The following is a 22594-nucleotide window of genomic DNA, read 5'->3' on the forward strand; positions in this document are numbered from 1 at the left end:
ACCATGGTTCAGGCACTCAAGCGGCTGGTAACGGGGATCGAGGGGCTCGATGCGCTGCTCAAGGGCGGGCTGGTCGCGGGCGCTTCCTACATCATTCAGGGGCCACCCGGGGCGGGCAAGACCATCCTGGCCAACCAACTGGCCTGTGGCCACGTGCGTGATGGTGGCAAGGTGCTGGTTGCGACCTTGCTCAGCGAGTCCCATGAGCGGTTGTTTCAGTACCTGGCGACGCTGGAATTCTTCGACCCGGCGTTGGTTGGCGACCAGATCCAGTTCGTCAGTGCCTTCGATGCCCTCGAGCAGGAAGGCCTCGATGCGGTGGTCAGGTTGCTGCGCCAGGAAATCGGCAGGCAGCAGGCCAGCCTGCTGATCGTCGACGGCCTGCTCAATGCCAGGGTGCGAGCCGAAACGACGCTGGACACCAAGAAGTTCGTCTCGGAACTGCAGGGCCACGCGGCCTTCGCCGGCTGTACCGTGCTGCTGCTGACCAGTGCTCGGCTCGATGAAGGCAGCCCGGAACATACCATGGTCGATGGCGTGATCGAGCTGGGCGAGCAGCTGGTAGGCAGCCGCGCAGTGCGCCACGTACAGCTGCGCAAGACGCGGGGCAGTGCGGCATTGTCCGGGCGCCACGAGTGCCTGATCGATGCGTCGGGCATGCACGTCTACCCGCGCCTGGAGTCGCTCTACAGCCACCCCAGCGAGTTCGGCACGGCGACGCTGTCCCGGGTCAGCACCGGTGTCGCGACGCTGGACGCGATGTTCGACGGCGGCCTGGCCACCGGTTCGGTCAGCCTGTTGATGGGGCCTTCGGGTATCGGCAAGACCTCCCTGGGCCTGGCTTTTCTCGCTGCCGCCAGCGCCGAGCAACCGGCGCTGCATTTCGGCTTTTACGAAACACCCGGCAGATTGCGCCTGAAGGCCGCATCGCTAGGTTTCGATTTCGCTGCTCAGGAGCGCGAGGGCACGCTGCAGTTGTGTTGGCAACCTACCACCGAGGGCTTGCTGGATCAGGTGGGCGCACGTCTGCTCGAGCGTGTCGAGCAGCAGGGCAGCAAGCGCGTACTGATCGACAGCCTGGGCGCGTTCAGCCGCCTGGCAATCGACCCGGCGCGGCTCAATGCGTTCTTCCGGGCTTTGGCTGGTGAGCTGCGGGCGCGGGATGTCAGCGTGATGCTCACCTGGGAGATGCGCGATATCTTCGGTTCGGAGATCACCGCCCCGGCGCCGGACCTGTCGAGCATCGTCGACAACCTCATGCTGATGCGCTTCGTGGAGATAGATTCGCAGCTACGGCGCATGCTGTCGATTTTGAAGGTGCGCGACAGCCACCACGACCCTGCGCTGCACGAACTGCTGATCGGGCCTCAGGGCATCAGCCTGCGTCGGGCGTTCGAGGGTGCCTGCGGCGTGCTTTCCGGGACGCCGGTGCCGCAAGGAGGGGGCTGACGGGCCTGCCGATGAATACCATCCTGGTCGTCGATGACGAATACCTGATAGCCGATATCCTCGCTTTTGCCCTGGAGGACGAAGGCTACCTGGTGGAGAAGGCGAGTAACGGGCGCAAGGCGTTGGAGGCACTGAAGGAAAAGCGTGTGGAGCTGGTAATCACCGACTACATGATGCCGGTGCTCAATGGGGAGGAACTGGTGCGGGCGATTCGAGAAGAGCTGGAACTGCCTGACCTGCCAGTGATCCTCATGAGCGGTGCCCAGGCCAGCCAAGGGCGCCCGGAGCTGTTTGCCGCGGTCTTCGACAAGCCATTCGACATGGACAGCGTGATCGCCAAGGTGCGCGAGCTGCTCGGCCCCTGAAGTTCGGGTTGCGGCTTGCGGCGGCCATCGATCAAGCGCGTCCGTGCGGCTTGAAGCGAGTCGCTCAGGTCAGTGTTGGTCGTCGTGCTTTTCCGGAGCCGGGCTGCCGGCCTGGATGCGCTTGAAGATTTCTTCACGGTGCACCTGAACATCCTTTGGTGCATCGATGCCAATCCTCACCTGCATCCCTTTTACGCCCAGAATGGTGACTTTGATGTCATCGTTGATGACGATACTTTCGCCAACCTTACGGGTGAGTATCAGCATGTAATTCTCCTTGGTGATGTCGAATTCCGCCGGGCCATTGGGCCGCAACGGTGGGAGCGTGTCCCTCTTCCTTCTCATTAAAGACGCTTTCGGCGGATAGTAATTCCCCGAAAGACAAAATCTGTTGCGTGTCTTTAGTCGCAGGTGCCGAGGTAAATGCTGTCAAGCGTGTCGGCGAAGGTGCTCGCTGGCAAGAATAGGGGGCTTCGCCCTTTATGGGAAATTTCTCTGCATCATGGCCTGAATAGTTCGGCTCAATCATCGTCTGTTGTTTCCAGGGCCTGAAGAAACAGCAGCAAGGCCACCTCCTCGGCATCCAGACCTTTGCGTACCCGGCGCCCGGGCAAGTCGCCCAGGCGCCCGAGGGCATAATGCTCGAGCACGGCCGGGTGGATGTAGCAGCGCCTGCACACCGCCGGGGTGTTGCCCAGGCGGGCGGCAACCTGCTTGACGATGGTCGCGACCTGGCGCTTGGCTTCGCTCTCCGGCTCCCAGGCCAGTGGCCTGAGCAGGCTCAGGGCCAAGCTGCTGCCGGCCCAGGTTCGGTAGTCCTTGGCAGTGAAATCGGCGCCGGTCAGCTGTTGCAGAAATGCGTTGACCTCGCTGGAGCCAATGCTGTGGCGCTGGCCATCTTCGTCCAGGTACTGGAACAGCGCCTGCCCTGGCAGCTCCATGCAGCGCTTGAGCAGGCTGGCCAGGCGCCGGTCACGCAGGGTCACATTGTGCTGCACGCCACGCTTGCCTCGGAACTGGAAGCGCACGGTGCTGCCCTGCACCTGAACGTGGCGATTGCGCAGGGTGGTCAGTCCATAGGACTGGTTATCGCGCAGGTAGCGTTGGTTGCCGATGCGGATCAGCGTGTGGTCGAGCAGGCTCACCACCAGCGCCATGACCTTTTCCCGGTCCAGCCCTGGGCGGGCCAGGTGTGTTTCCAGTTGCGCACGCAATTTTGGCAGGGCCTGGGCAAAGGCCAGCATGCGCCCGTATTTGTGCTGGTCGCGCAGTTCGCGCCACTGGGTATGGTAGCGATACTGCTTGCGGCCGCGGGCATCGCGGCCGGTGGCTTGCAGATGGCCCTGCGGGTCGCTGCAGATCCACACATCGGTGTAGGCAGGCGGAATCACCAACCCAGCGATGCGTGCCAGGGTCGCTTTGTCGCGCACGCGCTGCCCCTGGGCGTCGAGGTAGATGAAGCGGTCGCGCCAGCGGCGCCGGGTCAGGCCCGGCTGGCTGTCGTCGACATAGTGCAGGCTGGGGGGCAGAGGGCATTCGGGCATCGGCGCAGGCCTCGATCAGGTCACTGATCAATGGACAACGGGCGCTTCGATGATGCTCAGCCCAACAGCGCCACCGATTTGATCTGCGCGAACAGCGACTGGCCCGGGTGCAGGCCGAGCTGGTCCGCCGAAAAGCGGGTGATGCGCGCCAGCAAGGCGTTGCCGCCGGCATCCAGGCTCACCAGCACATGCGCCGGGTTGTCCGCCGGGCGTATTTCGCACACCCGCACCGGCAGGCGGTTGAGAATGCTCGAGGTGCTGTCGGCGCGCAGTGCCAGGCTCACATCCCGAGCCTGAACCTTGACCCGCAAGGTGCTGCCCATGCTGTGCGCCGGATGGGCGATGCGCAGCAACGGAGCGTCACTGCCAGGCAGGCGCAGGTCGAGCAGGTCGTAGTGCGGATCGTGGCCGACGACCATGCCCTCGAAGACCACCCCGGCGTCGTCGCCTTGGGCCAGCGACAGGTCGAGGCGGGCCAGGGTCTCGCCGATCGGCCCGCTGGCCATTGCCCGGCCCTGTTCCAGCAGCACCAGGTGATCGGCCAGCCGCGCCACTTCGTCCTGGGCATGGCTGACATAGACCAGCGGGATATCCAGTTCGTCGTGCAGGCGCTCCAGGTACGGCAGGATCTCGCGTTTGCGAGGGCCGTCGAGGGCGGCCAGGGGCTCGTCCATCAATAGCAGGCGCGGGCTGCTGAGCAGGGCGCGGGCAATGCCGACCCGCTGCGCCTCGCCGCCGGACAAGGTTGCCGGCTTGCGCGCGAGCAGGTGGCCGATGCCCAGCAGCTCGCTGGCCTGGTCGAGGCTGACCTTGCGCGCGTCTGCTGCGATGCGTTTCCAGCCGAACTCCAGGTTGCCGCGCACCGACAGATGCGGGAACAGGCTGGCCTCCTGGAACACGTAGCCCACCGGGCGCAGGTGCGGCGGCTGGAAAAAGCCACATGAGCTGTCTTCCCAGACTTCGCCATTGACTTCGATGTAGGCGCTGGCCGCCCGTTCCAGGCCGGCCAGGCAACGCAGGCACGAAGTCTTGCCCGAGCCCGAGTGACCGAACAGCGCGCTGATGCCACGCCCGGGCAGTTGCAGGTCGACATCCAGGGTGAAGTCGTCGCGCGCCAGTTTCAGGCGCGCCACTATCGCTGCGCTCATTTCAGCTCCAGCCAGCTTTGCTACGGCGCCCAGCGTAAAGCAGGAGCAGTACCAGGAACGAGAACACCAGCATGGAACCGGCCAGCCAGTGTGCTTGTGAATATTCCATGGCCTCGACGTGATCGAAGATCTGCACCGAGACCACGCGGGTCTTGTCCGGGATGTTGCCACCGATCATCAGCACCACGCCGAATTCGCCCACGGTGTGGGCAAAACCAAGGATGCTGGCGGTGACGAAGCCGGGGCGAGCCAGTGGCAGTACCACGTGAACGAACGTGTCCCAGGGGCTGGCGCGCAGGGTGGCGGCCACTTCCAGCGGGCGCTGGCCGATGGCGCCGAACGCGTTTTGCAGCGGCTGCACCACGAACGGCATGGAGTACACCGTCGAGCCAATCACCAGGCCGGTGAAGCTGAACACCACGGTACCCAGGCCCAGCGCCTGGGTAGCCTGGCCGAGCCAGCCGTGCGGGCCGAGGGCGATCAGCAGGTAGAAGCCGATCACCGTTGGCGGCAGCACCAGTGGCAGCGCCACCACGGCGCCCACCGGCCCGCGAAGCCACGAGCGCGTGCGCGCCAGCCACCAGGCGATGGGCGTCCCGACGATCAGCAGGATCAACGTGGTCAGGCTGGCCAGTTTGATGGTCAGCCAGACCGCGCCGAGGTCACTGGCGTCCAGTGGCATCAGATCTGATAACCGTAGGACTTGATCACCGCAGCGGCTTTCGGGCCTTTCAGGTAATCGACCAGGGCCTTGGCGGCCGCGTTGTCCTTGCCCTTGTTGAGGATGACCGCATCCTGCAGGATCGGCTCGTGCAGGTTGGCGGGGACGATCCACGCCGAACCGCTTTCGACCTTGCCGTCCTTGTAGATCTGCGACAGGGCGACGAAGCCCAGCTCGGCGTTGCCGGTGGAGACGAACTGGTAAGCCTGGGTGATGTTCTGGCCCTCGACGATCTTGGCCTTGGTGGCGTCGGTCAGCTTCAGCTTGTCCAGCACCTGGGTGGCGGCCAGGCCGTAAGGCGCGGCTTTCGGGTTGGCGATGGACAGGTGCTGGAACTGGTTCTGCTTCAGTACTTCACCCTTGTCGTCCACGTAGCCAGGCTTGGCCGACCACAGGGCCAGGGTGCCGGTGGCGTAGGTGAAGCGTGAGCCGGGGACGATTTCCTTCTCCTCTTCCAGCTTCTTCGGGGTGGTGTCGTCGGCGGCGAGGAACACTTCGAACGGCGCGCCGTTCTTGATCTGCGCGTAGAACTGCCCGGTGGCGCCATAGGCGGCGACCAGTTTGTGGCCGGTGTCCTTCTCGAAGTCTTTGGCGATGGCCTGGATCGGCGCGGTGAAGTTCGCGGCGACTGCAACCTGTACTTCGTCGGCCCAGGCGCTGTTGAGGGTGATCAGGCTGGCCAGGGCAGTGGCGCATAAGTGGTACGGGCGGATACGCATGAAGACAGCTCCTTGAGGTGGTTATCGTTATAGTGCGAACTATATAGCGACAGGCCATTTGTCGGGAAGGGGCAGGAGGGAGGGTTATAGCTTGAAAGTAATGGGTGGCAGCGATGGCCTCTTCGCGGGCACGCCCGCTCCCACAGATACTGCTCAGGTTTGAGAAGCTGTGCGATCCCTGTGGGAGCGGGCGAGCCCGCGAAGTAGCAGAAACAGTTTAAAGCCTTACCGAGCCATCTGCGCCAATGCCTTTGAGGCCATCTCCCGGGTCAGCTGCTCAGCCGGCATAGCCCGACCCAACCGCAACGCCTGCCCCGACCACAGGTTGCTGAAATCGCTGCTGCCCCGTGCATCGGCAATCGCCCGCAGTGGCATCAGCGCGCCACCGGCCAGCGGAAAGCGCGGGGCCAGGTCGCTCATCGGCCCCAGCTCGCGCATGATGCGGTTGTTGATGCCTCGTGCCGGGCGCCCGGTGAACAGGTTGGTCAAGGCCGTGTCGCTGGCCGCTGCGCTGTCCAGGGCATGGCGGTGGGCAGGGGAGACCTTGGCTTCCGGGCAGAACAGGTAGGCCGTGCCGATCTGCACGGCGCTGGCGCCCAGGGCCAGGGCCGCCAGCAGGCCGCGGTGGTCGCCGATACCGCCGGCGGCGATCACCGGCAAGCGCACCGCGTCGGCGACCTGCGGCACCAGGGCGAGCGTGCCGATCTGGCTGGTGATGTCGTCGCTGAGGAACATGCCGCGATGGCCGCCGGCTTCATAGCCCATGGCGATGATCGCATCGCAGCCGTGGGCTTCGAGCCACAGCGCTTCCTCAACGGTCGTCGCGCTGGACAGCACTTTGGCGCCGGTGGCCTTGACCCGCCGCAGCAGCGCTGCTTCCGGCAGGCCAAAGTGGAAACTCACTACCTGCGGGCGCAACTGCTCTACCAGCACGCAGCTCTGTTCGTCGAACGGTGCACGGTTGGAAACAGGCGTGGGCGCATCGAAGTCGGCGCCGACCTCGGCGTAGTACGGTTTCAGCGCTTGCTTCCAGTGGGTATCGCGCTCAGGGTCAGGCGCTGGCGGCTGGTGGCAGAAGAAGTTGAGGTTCAGAGGGTGGTCGGGGCAGGCGGTGCGGAAGGCTTCGATCTCGCCGCGCAGCAGGTCGCCCGTGAGCATGGCGCAGGGCAGGGCGCCCAGGCCGCCAGCCCTGGCCACGGCAATGGCCATGGCCGAACCGCTGGCGCCGGCCATGGGCGCCTGGAGTATGGGCAACTCGATGCCCAGCAGATCGAGGATACGACGGTCGGGCCAGTTGCTCATGCGCTTCTCCTTGTTGCTGTTCCCTTACAGCGCTTTGCTCACCTGGATGTCGCTGACTTTTTCGGCGTCTTCGCCGTGGATCTTGCGCAGTGCTTCCATGGCCTGTTCGTGAGAGGCGTCGGCCATCACTGCGAAGTCCCAGCGGCGCTGGCCGTCGAGCTTGTACTTGATGACGTATTTGATGTTCTGGGTCATGACGGTCTTACCGGAGTTTCGAAGATGAACGGCGGATGATCTTGATCTTGTGGCTCAAGGTTGGCTTGCGTGTAACCGAGATCGGCCGGGTGGTCACGGTGTCGATGGTGATGTTCCAGAACCCGGTGCTCGGCACTGTGATCTTGGCCGGGAAGTCTACGAACTGCCCACCGTGGTAGGTGTGCCGGCCGCCGTTCTTGAAGCTGCGGAAGTTGGCGTCGTTCATCAGGCGGATGTTGCAGCGCTGGGAGCACTCGATGACGACGATATCGTCCTCGTTGAGGTGCTCGCGCTGGTGTACGAATTTCATGGGGTGCTCCGCAAGGAATGGTTCTGCAAAGGCGAACGATACCACGATGTCGGCTGATGCTGCCGCGCCTGATGGCACCAGGCAGATAAAACTGCCAAAGCACGGAGCAAAAACGCCTGGCTGTTGTCCTACGCTCTCTTGTCATTCGAGGTGCGGCAAATGAAGTGGATGGTGGCGGCGTTGACCCTGACGCTGGGCGGCTGTGTCAGCGTGTCGGAACTTGAGCAATCCCATGAAACCCTGGATGTGATGTCTGGCAAGACGCCCCGTGAGTATGCCGATTGCATCAAGGCGCATCTGGCCGATACCCGTGACCCTCTGGTCGAAGAGCAGCGTGATGATGGCCTGCGCCTGATCGTGCCGCAGAAGCTCACGGCAGGCGCCGGCCCCGCTGCACTCGTCGATATCGACAAGCGTGGCAGTGGCAGCAGCATCAAGCTGCATGAGCGCCTGAACAACTTCCCGCTGCGCCTGGGTGATGTGCGCACTGCGGCGACCAAGTGCATCTCCGGCAGTTGATCTGGCGCAACGGATTCGCGGTTAATAGGCCAATTGCCATCCCTTGATCGGTTCGAGCGTTGTTGCGAATTCCCTTACAGGGCTAGTATCCATTTGCTTATGTTTTTTAAGCCTAAGCTTATAACAAAAGAAATGGAGATTCGTGATGACACCGTTGAGTCGCGTCGTGATCGGCAGCCTGCTGATCCTGGCCTGGCCCGCGGCGCATGCCGCCGATGGCCAGAAAATCTTTACCCAGGGCGGGGCCAACCCCGCTGCCATGGCTTGCCTGGGCTGCCATGGCCCGGACGGCAAGGGGGTTGCCGCCGCAGGGTTCCCCCGCCTGGCTGGCCTGCCGGCCGGTTACCTGCGCAAGCAGTTGCAGGACTGGCGCAATGGCAGCCGTCAGCAGCCGATCATGGCGCCGCTTGCCAAAGCCCTGAGCGAAGACGAGATTGAAGCCGTCAGCCATTACCTGGCCGGCCTGCCGGGTGATCCTGCCCCAGCCTTGCGTCGCCAGCAGATAGCGAGCAACCCCACCGAACGCCTGGCCCTCTACGGCGACTGGAGCCGGCAGATCCCTGGTTGCGTGCAATGTCATGGCCCAGGCGGCAGTGGCGTCGGCGAGCACTTCCCGCCGCTGGCCGGGCAGCCCGCTGCCTACCTGACGGCGCAACTCAACGGCTGGCGCAACGGCAGCCGCAGCAATGACCCCAACCAGTTGATGGCAGGCGTGGCCAAGGCCATGACCGACGCCGAAGTGAAGGCGATTGCCGAATACTTCGCCCAGCCCGCCAGCCCGGAGGTCAAACCATGAAGACCCTGCTGCCAATGTGGGCGTTGCTGGCCATGGGCAATGCCTTGGCCAATCAGGCGCCCATCGCCATGGAAGACCAGTCGCAACTCAAAGTTCCCGCTGCGCAGGCCGCGCCGCAGTTCGCACCGCCAAGCGAAAGCGACCTGCCGGACAACGCCTTTGGCAACATGGTTCGCGAAGGCCACGCGCTGTTTGTCGATACCCGCCGCCTCATGCCCGAGGCTGTCGGCAATGGCATGAACTGCAGCAACTGCCACCTCGACCAGGGCCGCCTGACGCATTCAGCGCCGCTGTGGGGCGCCTATCCGCTGTACCCGGCCTACCGCAAGAAAAACGACAAGGTGAATACCTTTGCCGAGCGCATTCAGGGCTGCTTCCAGTTCAGTATGAATGGCAAACCGCCGGCTGCCGACAGCGCGCAGATGACGGCATTGTCGGTCTATGCCTACTGGCTTTCGACCCAGGCGCCCACGGGCGTGGAAATTGCCGGTCGTGGCTACCCCGAGGTGCCACAGCCAAAGGGCGGTTACGACTTCACGCGCGGCCAGCAGGTCTATCGCGATCAGTGTGCCATCTGTCACGGCGACAGCGGCCAGGGGCAGAAGGTGGCCGGTGAGTATGTGATGCCGCCACTGTGGGGCAAGGACGCTTATAACTGGGGCGCTGGCATGCACCGCATCAACACTGCGGCGTCGTTCATCAAGTACAACATGCCCTTGGGCAAACCGGGCAGCCTCAGCGATCAGCAGGCCTGGGACGTGGCCGCCTGGGTCAACCGTCACGAGCGCCCTCAGGACCCACGGCTGGTGGACGGCTCCATTGAGAAGACGCGGTTGAAGTTCCATGCCAACGATGGCATCAATCTGTATGGCCAGCAGGTCGACGGGGTGCTGGTCGGGCAGGGCAGTGGCAGCTGAAACCCGGTTTCGCCGGCCTTTTCGTGGCTACCTCGAAGGGGGCCGATGACGGGTTTTTCACGAACTTTTTGGAACTATCTACACTGGGTTATCTCTATGATGGCAGCGGTCGTCACGGGCAGGGCATTGTAAGCTGCATGCCGCCTGATTAGACTGCGCCGAATTCCACAGGCCTCGCCTATGTTTAAGGATGTTTATGATCAAGAAATGCTTGTTCCCGGCAGCCGGCTACGGCACTCGCTTCCTGCCTGCTACCAAAGCCATGCCCAAGGAAATGCTGCCGGTGGTCAACAAGCCACTGATCCAGTATGGCGTTGAAGAAGCATTGGATGCTGGTCTGAACGAGATTTCCATCGTCACCGGTCGCGGCAAGCGCGCCCTTGAAGACCACTTCGACATCAGCTACGAGCTGGAAAATCAGATCAAGGGTACCGACAAGGAAAAATACCTGGTCGGTATCCGTCGTCTGCTCGACGAATGCTCGTTCTCCTACACCCGCCAGACCGAAATGAAGGGCCTGGGCCACGCCATCCTGACCGGCCGCCCGCTGATCGGTGACGAGCCGTTCGCCGTTGTGCTGGCCGACGACCTGTGTGTGAACCTCGAGGGCGACGGGGTACTCGCGCAGATGGTCGAGCTGTACAAGAAGTACCGTTGCTCGATCGTCGCTATCCAGGAAGTCGATCCACAGGAAACCAACAAGTACGGCGTCATTGCCGGTGAAGAGATCAAGCCTGGCATTTTCCGCGTCTCCTCCATGGTCGAAAAGCCGAAGCCGGAAGATGCACCGTCCAACCTGGCGATCATCGGTCGCTACATCCTGACCCCGGACATCTTCGACAAGATCGAACAGACCGAGCCGGGCAAAGGTGGCGAGATCCAGATCACCGACGCGCTGATGAAGCAGGCTGCCAATGGCGATGTGATCGCCTACAAGTTCCAAGGCAAGCGTTTCGACTGCGGCGGCGCCGAAGGCTACATCGAGGCAACCAACTTCTGCTTCGAGAATTTCTACAAGGCCGGCAAGGCGTACTGATTCACGCCGCTGCTGATGACTGGGGCCGCTTCGCGGCCCTTCGCGGGCGCGCCCGCTCCTACAGGTAGTGTGCAGATCCTTGGGTTTGCGCAGGTCGTGTGGGAGCGGGCGTGCCCGCGAAGGGGCGCAAAGCGGCCCCAGTGCGTTATGCTGGGCGCCTGCCTAGGAGAGTGAATACATGGCCTACGATTTTGATCTGTTCGTGATTGGCGCCGGTTCCGGCGGTGTGCGTGCGGCGCGCTTCGCTGCGGGCTTTGGTGCAAAAGTGGCAGTGGCCGAGAGCCGCTACCTGGGCGGCACCTGCGTCAACGTCGGGTGCGTGCCGAAGAAACTGCTGGTGTATGGCGCCCACGTCGCCGATGAGCTGGAACAGGCCGCCGGCTTCGGCTGGACCCTTGAAGAAGGCCACTTCGACTGGGGCACGCTGATTGCCAACAAAAACCGCGAAATCGAGCGCCTCAACGGCATCTACCGCAATTTGCTGGTGAACAGCGGCGTGACCTTGCTGCAAGGTCATGCACGCATCACTGGCGCCAATGAAGTGGAAGTGGACGGCCAGCGCTACAGCACCGAGCACATCCTGATTGCCACTGGCGGCTGGCCGCAGGTGCCGGACATTCCGGGCAAGGAACTGGCCATCACCTCCAACGAGGCGTTCTACCTCAAAGCGCTGCCGCGCCGCGTGCTGGTGGTCGGCGGTGGCTACATCGCCGTGGAGTTCGCCGGTATCTTCCAGGGCCTGGGCGCCGACACCACCTTACTCTATCGCGGTGACCTGTTCCTGCGCGGCTTTGACGGCTCGGTACGCACCCACCTCAAGGAAGAACTGGAAAAGCGCGGCCTGAACCTGCAGTTCAACGCCGACATTCAGCGCATCGACAAGCTTGAAGACGGCAGCCTGAAAGCCACTCTCAAGGACGGCCGCGAGCTGGTCGCCGATTGTGTGTTCTACGCCACCGGCCGCCGCCCGATGCTCGACAACCTGGGCCTGGAAAACACCGGTGTGGAACTGGACGCCCGCGGCTTCATCCGCGTCGACGAGCAGTACCAGACCACCGCCCCGTCGATCCTCGCCATCGGCGATGTGATCGGCCGCGTGCAACTCACCCCCGTGGCCCTGGCCGAAGGCATGGCCGTGGCGCGGCGCTTGTTCAAGCCTGAGCAGTACCGCCCGGTGGATTACCAGAACATCCCGACCGCCGTGTTCAGCCAGCCGCCGATCGGTACTGTCGGCCTGACCGAAGAGCAGGCGCTGGAAGCCGGGCACAAGGTGCAGATCTTCGAGAGCCGCTTCCGCGCCATGAAGCTGACCCTCACCGACATCCAGGAAAAGACCCTGATGAAGCTGGTAGTGGACGCCGAGACTGACAAGGTGCTGGGCTGCCACATGGTCGGCCCTGATGCCGGCGAGATCGTCCAGGGCCTGGGTATAGCCCTCAAGGCCGGAGCAACCAAGCAGCAGTTCGACGAGACCATTGGCGTGCACCCGACTGCCGCTGAAGAGTTCGTCACGATGCGCACTGTTACCCGCTGATCATGTAGGGAGCGGCCTTGTGCCGCGAAAGGGCCGCAAAGCGGCCCCAGGATATCAGCGGCGACGCTCAATGAGCTGGGGCTGCTTTGCAGCCCTTTCGCGACGCAAGGCCGCTCCTACAATTTCCAGCGCCAAACGCGCAATCCTTTGCTCAGCCCATTCCCTTCTATTAATTATCTGCGGTTATAGCCAAAACCAATCACAAGCATGAGCTTTGCCAATGAGCCTTTATCGGGACCAGCGGTTAGGATTCTCTCCATCAACTGATTCCAACCCCATGAAGGAGCGTCTCTCATGCCAATCATCAACAGCCAGGTCAAACCGTTCAACGCCACCGCCTACCACAAAGGCGAGTTCGTTCAGGTCAGCGAAGCCGACCTGAAAGGCAAGTGGTCCGTCGTGTTCTTCTACCCGGCCGACTTCACCTTCGTCTGCCCGACCGAGCTGGGTGACCTCGCCGACAACTACGCCGAGTTCCAGAAGCTGGGCGTGGAAATCTACGGTGTGTCGACCGACACCCACTTCACCCACAAAGCCTGGCACGACACTTCGGACACCATCGGCAAGATCCAGTACCCGCTGATCGGTGACCCGACCCACATCATCTCGCGCAACTTCGACGTGCTGATCGAAGAAGCCGGCCTGGCCGATCGCGGTACCTTCGTGATCAACCCGGAAGGCCAGATCAAGATCGTCGAACTGAACGACGGTGGTGTCGGCCGCGACGCAGCCGAGCTGCTGCGCAAAGTGAAGGCTGCCCAGTACGTTGCCGCCCACCCAGGCGAAGTCTGCCCGGCCAAGTGGAAAGAAGGCGAAGCCACCCTGGCGCCGTCGCTGGACCTGGTCGGCAAGATCTAAGCCGATGTGCACGTCGCGGGCGGTAGACAGCCGCCAAAGCTGAAGTACCTGCCGCCCCGTAAAAGCGCCCGGGCGACCTCGCCTGGGCGTTTTTGTATCCGAGTTTTGAAAAAGGAATCGCCCGTATGTTGGACGCCACGCTTAAATCGCAACTGAAAACCTACCTCGAGCGGGTCACCCAGCCGATCGAGATCGTTGCCTCCCTCGACGACGGCGCGAAGTCCCGCGAATTACACGACCTGCTGGCGGAAATCGCCGGCCTGTCCAACCTCATTACCTTCAGCGCGGACGGCAGTGATGCCCGTCGTCCTTCGTTCACGCTGAACCGCCCGGGTGCCGACATCAGCCTGCGCTTCGCCGGCATCCCCATGGGCCACGAATTCACCTCCCTGGTGCTGGCGCTGCTGCAAGTCGGCGGCCACCCGTCCAAGGCCAGTAGCGAGGTGATCGAGCAGATCCAGGCGTTGGAAGGCGAGTTCACCTTCGAAACCTACTTCTCGCTGTCGTGCCAGAACTGCCCGGATGTGGTCCAGGCACTGAACCTGATGGCGGTGCTCAACCCGAATGTGCGCCACGTGGCTATCGACGGTGCGTTGTTCCAGGAAGAAGTCGAGTCGCGCAAGATCATGGCGGTGCCGAGCATCTACCTGAACGGCGAACTGTTTGGCCAGGGCCGCATGGGCCTGGAAGAAATCCTCGGCAAGATCGACACCAGTGCAGGCACCCGCCAGGCCGAGAAGATCAACGCCAAGGACGCCTTCGACGTGCTGGTGGTCGGTGGTGGCCCCGCCGGCGCTGCGGCGGCCATCTATGCCGCACGTAAAGGCATCCGCACCGGTGTCGCCGCCGAGCGTTTCGGCGGCCAGGTGCTCGACACCCTGGCCATCGAGAACTTCATATCGGTACAGGAAACCGAAGGGCCGAAGCTGGCCACGGCGCTGGAAGAGCACGTCAAGCAGTACGACGTCGACATCATGAACCTGCAGCGCGGCGAAGCGCTGATCCCGGCCACCGATGGCGGCTTGCATGAAGTGCGCCTGGCCGGCGGCGCCTCGCTCAAGGCCAAGACCGTGATCCTTGCCACCGGCGCCCGCTGGCGGGAAATGAACGTGCCAGGCGAGCAGGAATACCGCGCCCGTGGCGTGGCCTACTGCCCGCACTGCGACGGCCCGCTGTTCAAGGGCAAGCGCGTGGCGGTGATCGGTGGTGGCAACTCGGGGGTGGAAGCGGCCATCGACCTGGCCGGTATCGTCGCCCAGGTGACGTTGATCGAGTTCGACAGCCAGTTGCGTGCCGACGCGGTGCTGCAGCGCAAGCTGCACAGCCTGCCGAACGTCACGGTGATCACCAGCGCGCTGACTACCGAAGTGGTCGGCAATGGCGAGAAAGTGACCGGCTTGCGTTACAAGGATCGCAGTACCGACCAGGTGCATGACCTGGCACTGGAAGGCATCTTCGTGCAGATCGGCTTGCTGCCGAACACCGATTGGCTCAAGGGCACTGTCGAGCTGTCGCCACGTGGCGAGATCATCGTCGACGCCAAAGGCCAGACCAGTGTGCCCGGTGTGTTTGCCGCAGGTGACGTGACCACCGTGCCGTACAAGCAGATCGTCATCGCGGTGGGTGAGGGCGCCAAGGCCTCGCTGGCGGCGTTCGACCACCTGATCCGCACCTCGGCACCAGCATAAGCCTGCAGTGGTCTCTTCGCGGGCACGCCCGCTCCCACAGGTAATTCACTGGACCAAAGGGCAGTGGAGAACCTGTGGGAGCGGGCGTGCCCGCGAAAGGGCCGGTACAAGCAAAGCATCATCCGAGGGTGTCTATGCTTACCGCAGACACCCTCAGGAGCTTCACCATGACCCTGATCAGCCGCGAACCCTGGTGGCTAGTCCCACCCAAGCCCGGCCAGCAAGAGCAGGACCTGCACTGGGGCTACCTCGAGATCTACGAAGGCGGGCGCACCGTGTTCGTCGACCAGCGCCCCAGTGACCAGGAGCTGGCCGAGCGCAAGAGCTGCCGCAACTTCCCCGAGGCTGAGCCGTAGAAGGTTCAGCCTTCCAGTTCGGCCACGCGTGCCTCCAGCGCCGCGATCCGCGCCTCCAAGGCTTCCATCCGGTCCTCCGAAACAGTGCCACCACTGCCGCGAACGCCCCCTTCCTGCTGGCGCGCTGCCAGAATCGCCTCGATTTCTGCCGGGTCACCGAGGGCATGGGTATAGCGGTCTTCCCGTTGCCCGGCCTGGCGTGGCAGGTGCAGGGCCAGGTCGCGCGAAATCAAGCGCTCGAGCTGATGCTGGATCTGGTCGGTGTCGTCGAAGTCGTGCAGGCGGTTGCTGCGGGTCAGCAGTTCATTGAGGGTCTGCGGGCCACGCAGGAACAGCAGGCCCATCAGCACCAGCTGCGCCGGCACCAGTTCCAGGGCCTTGTCCACCCGCTGTTCCCAACGGTCGGCGCGGCTGCCCATCTGCAGGCGGGTCATGTCCTGGCCTTCGAGTGCGCGCAGGGCCTGGCCGACCTGGCCCTGGGTGAGGTTCATGACCGGTTCGCGGCTGGTCTTCTGGTTGCAGGCCAGGACCAGGGCATTGAGGGTCAGCGGGTAGCTTTCCGGGCTGGTGGCCTGCTTCTCGATCAGTGCGCCGAGAATGCGGATCTCGATGCTGCTGAAGCGGCCTTCGCCTTCGGTTTGATGTTCTGACATGGCCCTGTCTCGTGCTGGGGAAAGGCCACTAGCGTAGGTAAAGGCGCGATGTAAGGCAATTGGGACCGCAAAGCGGCCCCGGCAATCTCAGACGCTGCGCCGCTCTTCAGCCAGGCAAGCCGCCGCAGTGAACAGTACATCGGTCGAAGAATTCAGCGCAGTCTCCGCCGAGTCCTGCAGCACCCCGATGATGAAGCCCACCGCCACTACCTGCATGGCAATCTCGCTAGGGATGCCGAACAGGCTGCACGCCAGCGGGATCAGCAGCAGCGAACCGCCCGCGACCCCGGAGGCACCACAGGCGCAGATGGCCGCCACCACGCTGAGCAGCACGGCCGTCGGCAAGTCGACCACAATGCCCAGGGTATGCACCGCCGCCAGGGTCAGCACGGTAATGGTGATCGCTGCGCCGGCCATGTTGATGGTCGCCCCCAGCGGGATCGACACCGAATAGGTGTCTTCATGCAGCCCCAGGCGCTCCGACAGCGCCAGGTTGACCGGGATGTTGGCCGCCGAGCTGCGCGTGAAGAACGCGGTGATGCCGCTTTCACGCAGGCACAGCAAGGTCAGCGGGTAGGGGTTGCGGCGGATCTTCCAGAACACGATCAGCGGGTTCATCACCAGCGCCACGAACAGCATGCAGCCGATCAGCACGGCCAGCAGGTGCAGGTAGCCGAGCAGCGCGCTCAGGCCCGACTGCGCCAGGGTCGAGCTGACCAGGCCGAAGATGCCCAGCGGGGCGAAGCGGATGACCACGCGCACGATCAGGGTCACGCCATTGGACAAGTCCTCGACCACGGTGCGGGTGGTCTGGTTGGCATGGCGCAGGGCAACGCCCAGGCCGATGGCCCAGGTCAGCACACCGATGAAGTTGCCCTTGAGCAAGGCGTTGACCGGGTTGTCGACCGCGCTCAGCAGCAGGTTCTGCAATACCTCGCCAATGCCGCCCGGCGCGCTCAGGGCCGCCTCCCCGGCGCTCAGGGCCAGGTGGGAAGGGAACAGCATGCTGGAGACCACGGCCACCGCAGCGGCGGCGAAGGTACCCAGCAAGTACAGCCAGAGGATCGGGCGGATGTGGGTTTCCTGGCCGTGGCGGTGGTTGGCGATCGACGCCATGACCAGGATGAACACCAGCACCGGCGCCACGGCCTTGAGGGCGCTGACGAACACCTTGCCGAGGATGGCCAGGTCAAGGGCGATGCCAGGTGCCAACAGGGCCAGGGCGATGCCGGCGATCAGGCCGATGACGATCTGGGTCACCAGGCTGGTGTGGTTGAGGAGGCGCAGAACGGGCTTCATGTGCAGCGGAGTCTCGAAATCTTCAAAGGGCGCGACTCTAGCACATCAGGCCCGGCCCTATCGCCGGCGAGCCACTACCAATGAAACAGCTCGCGTCGCGCCCCCTCGGTAATCGCCATGATCCCGGGGTGCTTGACCTTGCGTTCCACCGAAATGGCATAGAACGACTCATGCACCGCTTCGGTCTGGCCGATCAGCTCGACGCCATACTGGCGGCACACTTCCTCGGCAATTACGCTGGGCGCGACGAAAACCCCACTGCCCGACTGGCCGAACGCCTGCATCAGCGCACTGTCATCGAACTCGCCGACGATCCTCGGCTGCACCTGCTGCTCGCCCAGCCAGCGCAACAGGCGGCTGCGCATCACCGTTTCCGGGCCGGGAATCAACAGCGGCGCATCCTGCAGGCAGGCGGGGAAGGGGCCGGGGTACTGGCTGACCAGGGCCGGGGTGGCGAAAAAACTCAGCCCGCATTCGCCGAGCTTCTGGCTGTAGCCCTTGATATCCAGGTGGCCAGGCATTGGGCTGTCGGAAATCACCAGGTCCAGGCGCTGGATCGCCAGGTCTGCCAGCAGCCGTTCGAGTTTGTCTTCGCGGCAGTTGATGCGCAGCCCCTCGTCCAGCGCCATGGTCGGGGCCAGCAGGCGATAGACGATCGACTTCGGCACCACATCGGCCACCCCTACGCGGAACAGGATCTGCTCCTGGGGGCCAGCCCGGAGCATGGCCTCCAGTTCGCCGCCGATCTGGAACATCTGCTCGGCGTACACCAGCGCCTGGCGGCCAGTTTCGGTCAGCTCCAGCTGCCGACCTACGCGCTGGAACAATTCCAGCCCGTAGGTCTGCTCGAACAGGCTGATCTGCCCGCTGATGGTCTGCGGCGTCAGGTTAAGCTGTTCGCTGGCGCGGGCGACGCTGCCAGTCTTGGCCACGGCCCAGAAGTAATGGAGCTGGCGGTAGTTGAGCACGTGCGCGGGTCTCGATTCGTAAAAACCGAAGTATATACGCTGAAAATACGAATTTTCCTGAACTATTGTCGTCTTTAGAATGCGTCCCCATGAGGCGCTTCGCGCCGCCGGGATTTTTCAAGCGAGGACACCATGCTGCAACTCAAATCCATTGGCACCCCGCTGGTGCTGGCTTTGGCGCTGTTCGCCCTGGCCGGTTGCGACCAGGCCGAGAAATCGGCCCAGCAGATGCTCGACCAGGCCGCGCAATCAGCCAAGCAGGCCATCGACGACACCAACAAGGCTGCCCAGCAAGCATTGAGCGATGCCATCGGCACCGAGGGCCACAAGCCCAAGGAAGCCGAGAAGAAAGACCACACCCAGGAAATTTGACCCCTAACCGCCGCTTCAGGATCTGAACAATGGAATACTTGCTGGAACTCGCCGCTAGCCCTACCGCCTGGGTCGCCCTGGCTACCCTGGTGGCCATGGAAGTGGTACTGGGCATCGACAACCTGATCTTCATCTCGATCCTGACCAACAAACTGCCTGTGGAGTACCGCTCCAAGGCGCGCCGTATCGGTATCAGCATGGCCCTGGTGATGCGCCTGGCCCTGCTCAGCACCGTGGCCTGGATCGTGCAGTTGACCGACCCGGTATTCGAAGTGTTCGGCAACGCCTTCTCCTGGAAGGACGTGATCCTGATTGCCGGCGGCCTGTTCCTGCTGTGGAAGGCCACCAAGGAAATCCACGAGAACGTCGACCCGCACGGCGCCAAGGAAGAAGCCAAGGTTTCTTCCACGGTCACCCTCGGTTTCGCGGCGGCGATTTTCCAGATCCTGCTGCTGGACATCGTCTTCTCGGTCGACAGCATCATCACGGCCGTGGGCATGACCGAGCACCTGCCGATCATGATCATCGCCGTCATCACCGCCGTGATCGTCATGATGGTGGCCGCCGACCCGCTGGCCAACTTCATCAACGACAACCCGACCGTGGTCATGCTGGCCCTGGGCTTCCTGATCATGATCGGCATGACGCTGATCGCCGAAGGTTTTGGCGCCCACGTTCCGAAAGGCTATGTATATGCGGCGATGGCCTTCTCGACGGTGATCGAGATGCTCAACATCCTGGCTCGCCGGGCGCGGCTGAAGCGCGAAGCCGCCGAAGGCTGATGCAAAAAAAACGGGGCGCTTTGCGCCCCGTTCGCATTCAGGTGGAGGTGCCTAAAGCACCCCGGCAGGTCGCCGCGCCCTGCGCACGGGCTGCGCCTTGGCGGCGCCTTGCGGCGGCAGGTGGTGATGCTGGGAGTGACGCCGTACGATTCGCAGAACGCCCCACAGCATGGCGGCTGCGACGCTCAGCCACATACCCACCAGCATGAGGATTGCCATGGTCAGGCTCATGTGTGCCTCCTTCTCGCGGGCCAACCTGCGGTTCGCCCTCCAGACACAGCTTTAGTCTAGCTGCCCGCCCATGACGTTCCATTGACCAAAGGTCGATTGCTTAAGCCGATTGGTTCCGTTCTGTCGTCGGACTATACCCGCGCAACGCAGCGCCCTATGATCGGTGGCCAGAGCCGGGCGCTGCCTGCCTGGCATCGGAACAAGCGAGTGTCCATGGAGCAACATTCCTGCAAGCGCCGGGTTAGCGGCCCGCGTCAGCTATTGGTCGCCTGCCTGCTGGCAGCGACCCTGGGCGGCTGTGCCAGTGCACCACCGGCAAGCCTCAAGGGCCTGCCTCAACGGGTCGAAATCAGCAGCGTGCCGTTCTACCGCGGCAACGCCAACCACAGCGGGGCGATGGCCCTGGCCGCGCTGCTCTCGCAGCAAGGTGCGCCGATCACTCCAGGGCTGCTGGACAAACCGCTGAAGCTGCCGGAGGCGGCCGAGGCGCTGGAAGCCGGCATCCCGCGTGTGGCGCGTGAGTACGGCATGGTCGTGTACCCGCTGGACAAGCAGCTGGATGCCCTGCTGGCCCAGGTGGCTGCCGGCAATCCGGTGTTGCTGCGATACGAGGAGGGTTCGGCGTGGTGGAGCGAGCCGCGTTACGCGGTGCTGATCGGCTATGACAGCTACAAGAAGCGGGTGCTGCTGCGCTCAGGCATGCATCGGCGCCAGCTGATGACGTTCGACGACTTCGCCTCGGCGTGGGCAAAGGAGGGGAGTTGGGCGGTGCTGGTGCAGCCACCGCGCCAGCTGCCGGCCCAGGTGGACCGCCAGCGTTGGCTGCAGGCTGCCGACGAACTGGCCCGGGCGGGCCAGGAGGTTGCGGCGAAGCAGGCCGTGCGCAGCCTGAACAAGTAGCAATGCCTGCGCCGGCCCTTTCGCGGGTGAACCCGCTCCCACAGGGTGGTGTGCCATCACACACATCCTGTGGGCGGGCTTGCCCGCGAAAGGGCCAGGCCTGCCTACATCAGAAGCCCAGACGGTCGCGCAGGCTGTAGTACCAGGCACCAATGGCGCTGAACGGCACACGCAGCATCTGGCCGCCCGGGAACGGGTAGTGCGGCAAACCGGCGAAGGCGTCGAACCGCTCGGCCTGGCCACGCAGGGCCTCGGCCAGCACCTTGCCCGCCAGGTGGGTGTAGGTCACGCCGTGACCCGAGCAACCCTGCGAGTAGTAGATGTTGTCGCCGATCCGGCCGACCTGCGGCAGGCGCGACAGGGTCAGCAGGAAGTTGCCGGTCCAGGCGTAGTCGATCTTCACGTTCTTCAGTTGCGGGAAGGCCTTGAGCATCTTCGGGCGAATGATCGCTTCGATGTTGGCCGGGTCGCGCGCACCGTACACCACGCCACCGCCGAAGATCAGGCGCTTGTCACTGGTCAGGCGGTAGTAGTCGAGCAGGTAGTTGCAGTCTTCCACGCAGTAGTCCTGCGGCAGCAGGGTGCGAGCCAGCTCTTCGCCCAGCGGTTCGGTGGTGATCACCTGGGTGCCGCATGGCATCGACTTGGCGGCCAGTTCTGGTACCAGGTTGCCCAGGTAGGCGTTGCCGGCAACGATGATGAACTTGGCGCGGACCTTGCCTTGCGGGGTGTGCACCACCGGGTTGGCACCACGCTCGATGCGGATGGCGGGGGTTTCTTCATAAATGATGCCGCCCAGCGATTCGACCGCAGCCGCTTCGCCCAGGGCCAGGTTCAGCGGGTGGATGTGGCCGCCGCTCATGTCCAGCATGCCGCCGATATAGCTGTCACAGGCGACCACTTCACGGATGCGCTTCTGGTCCATCAGCTCCAGTTGGTTGTGACCAAAGCGCTCCCACAGGCGTTTCTGCGACTCCAGGTGGCCCATCTGCTTGGCGGTCAGTGCTGCGAATACGCCGCCGTCCTTCAGGTCGCACTGGATGTTGTACTTGGCCACGCGCTCACGGATGATGCGGCCGCCTTCGAAGGCCATGTGGCCCAGCAGTTGCGCTTCCTTGGGGCCGACGGTGCGTTCGATGACGTCGATGTCGCGGCTGTAGCTGTTGACGATCTGGCCACCGTTGCGGCCCGATGCGCCGAAGCCGACCTTGGCGGCTTCGACGATGCTCACCTTGAAGCCGTTTTCCAGCAGGAACAGCGCGCTGGACAGGCCGGTGTAGCCGGCGCCGATGATACAGATATCGGTTTCCACCTCACCCTGCAGCGCCGGACGTGGCGGCACCGGGTTGGCCGAGGCGGCGTAGTAGGACTGGGGGTAGGGGGTGTTAGCCATGCTGCAGGAACCTCTGTGTTTTATATTTTTAACGAATGTACCGATGCTATCAATAATAATAAACACCCGCTAGTCGTCCGTTGAAAATCCTTTACTCGCCTCCAGCCGGTCCTTCTCTATAAACAGTTTAAGATTCAGTGAGTTAGCGCGAAAAAAAGTGTTGACAGGGTTTTTGGATTGGGTAGAATGCGCACCACACGACAGGCACATAGCTCAGTTGGTTAGAGCACCACCTTGACATGGTGGGGGTCGTTGGTTCGAGTCCAATTGTGCCTACCAAACAAAGCACCGGTTCACCGGGCATCGAAAAGGGCGATCCGCAAGGGTCGCCCTTTTTGCATTATGGGCGCATTCCCGGTGGCAGGTGCCAGCGCCTGCAGGCTTCTGAAAGTTTTTGATTTTTTTGAAAAAAACGCTTTACAGGTACGCATTCGATCACTAATATGCGCACCACACGACAGGCACATAGCTCAGTTGGTTAGAGCACCACCTTGACATGGTGGGGGTCGTTGGTTCGAGTCCAATTGTGCCTACCAAAC

26 protein-coding genes and 2 tRNA genes are annotated in these 22594 nt (G+C 63.2%); 15 read left to right on the top strand and 13 right to left on the bottom strand.

Annotated features, from left to right (window positions below; translation table 11 throughout):
• Positions 1 to 3 precede the first annotated feature (3 nt).
• Both ACIPW4_RS22865 and ACIPW4_RS22870 read left to right on the top strand, forming a co-directional pair.
• Positions 4 to 1449, top strand: coding sequence for an ATPase domain-containing protein (locus ACIPW4_RS22865; protein WP_400661752.1), 1446 nt, complete (start codon positions 4 to 6; stop codon positions 1447 to 1449).
• Positions 1450 to 1460: 11 nt separating this feature from the next.
• Entirely contained in the window at positions 1461 to 1814 is a 354-nt protein-coding gene (locus tag ACIPW4_RS22870) for a response regulator (RefSeq protein WP_400661754.1), read from the top strand.
• Positions 1815 to 1883: 69 nt separating this feature from the next.
• Here ACIPW4_RS22870 and csrA read toward each other — a convergent pair whose 3' ends face one another.
• From csrA to ACIPW4_RS22910, 8 genes are all read right to left on the bottom strand, one after another.
• Entirely contained in the window at positions 1884 to 2081 is a 198-nt protein-coding gene (gene csrA / locus ACIPW4_RS22875; RefSeq protein ID WP_012315047.1) for a carbon storage regulator CsrA, read from the bottom strand.
• Between the two features lie 254 nt (positions 2082 to 2335).
• A complete protein-coding gene (locus ACIPW4_RS22880; protein ID WP_400661756.1) occupies positions 2336 to 3358 on the bottom strand; it encodes a DNA topoisomerase IB in 1023 nt (340 codons plus the stop codon).
• Positions 3359 to 3414: 56 nt separating this feature from the next.
• Positions 3415 to 4506 carry a molybdenum ABC transporter ATP-binding protein gene (gene modC / locus ACIPW4_RS22885; RefSeq protein ID WP_400661757.1) on the bottom strand — a complete coding sequence of 364 codons (1092 nt, stop codon included), beginning with the start codon at positions 4504 to 4506 and terminating at the stop codon, positions 3415 to 3417.
• 1 nt (position 4507) lies between these two features.
• Positions 4508 to 5188, bottom strand: a complete 681-nt coding sequence (modB, locus tag ACIPW4_RS22890; RefSeq protein ID WP_400661759.1) for a molybdate ABC transporter permease subunit — start codon at positions 5186 to 5188, stop codon at positions 4508 to 4510.
• Positions 5188 to 5946 (bottom strand): molybdate ABC transporter substrate-binding protein, encoded by a 759-nt coding sequence (modA, locus tag ACIPW4_RS22895; protein WP_400661761.1) that lies wholly within the window; start codon positions 5944 to 5946, stop codon positions 5188 to 5190. Before modA ends, modB begins: the two co-directional genes overlap by 1 nt.
• A gap of 225 nt (positions 5947 to 6171) precedes the next feature.
• Positions 6172 to 7248 (bottom strand): NAD(P)H-dependent flavin oxidoreductase, encoded by a 1077-nt coding sequence (locus ACIPW4_RS22900; protein ID WP_400661763.1) that lies wholly within the window; start codon positions 7246 to 7248, stop codon positions 6172 to 6174.
• A 24-nt stretch (positions 7249 to 7272) separates the two neighbouring features.
• Positions 7273 to 7443 (bottom strand): hypothetical protein, encoded by a 171-nt coding sequence (locus ACIPW4_RS22905; protein WP_400661766.1) that lies wholly within the window; start codon positions 7441 to 7443, stop codon positions 7273 to 7275.
• 7 nt (positions 7444 to 7450) lie between these two features.
• Positions 7451 to 7753, bottom strand: a complete 303-nt coding sequence (locus tag ACIPW4_RS22910; protein WP_016487931.1) for a DUF1883 domain-containing protein — start codon at positions 7751 to 7753, stop codon at positions 7451 to 7453.
• Positions 7754 to 7912: 159 nt separating this feature from the next.
• Between ACIPW4_RS22910 and ACIPW4_RS22915 the strand changes: the two genes are divergently transcribed.
• From ACIPW4_RS22915 to ACIPW4_RS22950, 8 genes are all read left to right on the top strand, one after another.
• Positions 7913 to 8272 (top strand): hypothetical protein, encoded by a 360-nt coding sequence (locus ACIPW4_RS22915; RefSeq protein WP_400661769.1) that lies wholly within the window; start codon positions 7913 to 7915, stop codon positions 8270 to 8272.
• Positions 8273 to 8417: 145 nt separating this feature from the next.
• Entirely contained in the window at positions 8418 to 9068 is a 651-nt protein-coding gene (locus ACIPW4_RS22920) for a c-type cytochrome (protein WP_400661771.1), read from the top strand.
• The gene (locus ACIPW4_RS22925; protein WP_400661773.1) at positions 9065 to 9985 is read left to right on the top strand and encodes a c-type cytochrome; all 921 of its coding nucleotides are present in this window, start codon (positions 9065 to 9067) and stop codon (positions 9983 to 9985) included. Before ACIPW4_RS22920 ends, ACIPW4_RS22925 begins: the two co-directional genes overlap by 4 nt.
• Before the next feature lie 196 nt (positions 9986 to 10181).
• Positions 10182 to 11021: a UTP--glucose-1-phosphate uridylyltransferase GalU gene (gene galU, locus ACIPW4_RS22930; RefSeq protein WP_400661775.1), complete on the top strand. Its 840-nt coding sequence runs from the start codon at positions 10182 to 10184 to the stop codon at positions 11019 to 11021.
• 178 nt (positions 11022 to 11199) lie between these two features.
• Positions 11200 to 12555: a glutathione-disulfide reductase gene (gorA, locus tag ACIPW4_RS22935; RefSeq protein ID WP_400661777.1), complete on the top strand. Its 1356-nt coding sequence runs from the start codon at positions 11200 to 11202 to the stop codon at positions 12553 to 12555.
• 294 nt (positions 12556 to 12849) lie between these two features.
• On the top strand, positions 12850 to 13413 hold the full coding sequence (gene ahpC, locus ACIPW4_RS22940; RefSeq protein WP_274909605.1) for an alkyl hydroperoxide reductase subunit C: 564 nt from the start codon (positions 12850 to 12852) through the stop codon (positions 13411 to 13413).
• A 125-nt stretch (positions 13414 to 13538) separates the two neighbouring features.
• Entirely contained in the window at positions 13539 to 15101 is a 1563-nt protein-coding gene (gene ahpF, locus ACIPW4_RS22945; RefSeq protein ID WP_400661780.1) for an alkyl hydroperoxide reductase subunit F, read from the top strand.
• A gap of 167 nt (positions 15102 to 15268) precedes the next feature.
• Positions 15269 to 15457: a hypothetical protein gene (locus ACIPW4_RS22950; protein ID WP_400661783.1), complete on the top strand. Its 189-nt coding sequence runs from the start codon at positions 15269 to 15271 to the stop codon at positions 15455 to 15457.
• A 5-nt stretch (positions 15458 to 15462) separates the two neighbouring features.
• On the opposite strand, the gene ACIPW4_RS22955 is transcribed toward ACIPW4_RS22950, so the two are convergent.
• From ACIPW4_RS22955 to nhaR, 3 genes are all read right to left on the bottom strand, one after another.
• A complete protein-coding gene (locus ACIPW4_RS22955) occupies positions 15463 to 16110 on the bottom strand; it encodes a YceH family protein (RefSeq protein WP_400661786.1) in 648 nt (215 codons plus the stop codon).
• 87 nt (positions 16111 to 16197) lie between these two features.
• On the bottom strand, positions 16198 to 17409 hold the full coding sequence (gene sstT / locus ACIPW4_RS22960) for a serine/threonine transporter SstT (protein ID WP_400661788.1): 1212 nt from the start codon (positions 17407 to 17409) through the stop codon (positions 16198 to 16200).
• Positions 17410 to 17483: 74 nt separating this feature from the next.
• Positions 17484 to 18377 (bottom strand): transcriptional activator NhaR, encoded by an 894-nt coding sequence (gene nhaR / locus ACIPW4_RS22965; protein ID WP_400661790.1) that lies wholly within the window; start codon positions 18375 to 18377, stop codon positions 17484 to 17486.
• 132 nt (positions 18378 to 18509) lie between these two features.
• Here nhaR and ACIPW4_RS22970 point away from each other — a divergent pair, with 132 nt between their 5' ends.
• On the top strand, positions 18510 to 18749 hold the full coding sequence (locus ACIPW4_RS22970) for a hypothetical protein (RefSeq protein ID WP_400661793.1): 240 nt from the start codon (positions 18510 to 18512) through the stop codon (positions 18747 to 18749).
• Positions 18750 to 18778: 29 nt separating this feature from the next.
• A complete protein-coding gene (locus ACIPW4_RS22975; protein ID WP_008094003.1) occupies positions 18779 to 19531 on the top strand; it encodes a TerC family protein in 753 nt (250 codons plus the stop codon).
• Between the two features lie 51 nt (positions 19532 to 19582).
• Here the strand turns inward: ACIPW4_RS22975 and ACIPW4_RS22980 are convergent, their stop codons facing one another.
• Positions 19583 to 19762 carry a hypothetical protein gene (locus tag ACIPW4_RS22980; protein WP_400661796.1) on the bottom strand — a complete coding sequence of 60 codons (180 nt, stop codon included), beginning with the start codon at positions 19760 to 19762 and terminating at the stop codon, positions 19583 to 19585.
• Between the two features lie 156 nt (positions 19763 to 19918).
• On the opposite strand from ACIPW4_RS22980, the gene ACIPW4_RS22985 reads away from it, so the two are divergent.
• Complete coding sequence (locus ACIPW4_RS22985; RefSeq protein ID WP_400661799.1) at positions 19919 to 20662, top strand: peptidase C39 family protein; 744 nt, start codon at positions 19919 to 19921, stop codon at positions 20660 to 20662.
• Positions 20663 to 20771: 109 nt separating this feature from the next.
• Here the strand turns inward: ACIPW4_RS22985 and ACIPW4_RS22990 are convergent, their stop codons facing one another.
• Positions 20772 to 22055, bottom strand: a complete 1284-nt coding sequence (locus ACIPW4_RS22990) for an NAD(P)/FAD-dependent oxidoreductase (RefSeq protein ID WP_400661802.1) — start codon at positions 22053 to 22055, stop codon at positions 20772 to 20774.
• Positions 22056 to 22257: 202 nt separating this feature from the next.
• On the opposite strand from ACIPW4_RS22990, the gene ACIPW4_RS22995 reads away from it, so the two are divergent.
• Together ACIPW4_RS22995 and ACIPW4_RS23000 are read left to right on the top strand one after the other, a co-directional pair.
• A tRNA-Val gene (locus ACIPW4_RS22995) sits at positions 22258 to 22334 on the top strand.
• 180 nt (positions 22335 to 22514) lie between these two features.
• Positions 22515 to 22591, top strand: a tRNA-Val gene (locus ACIPW4_RS23000).
• The last annotated feature ends 3 nt before the right edge of the window (positions 22592 to 22594 follow it).

The organism is Pseudomonas sp. NPDC089996 (genome assembly GCF_044748405.1).
GTDB lineage: Bacteria > Pseudomonadota > Gammaproteobacteria > Pseudomonadales > Pseudomonadaceae > Aquipseudomonas.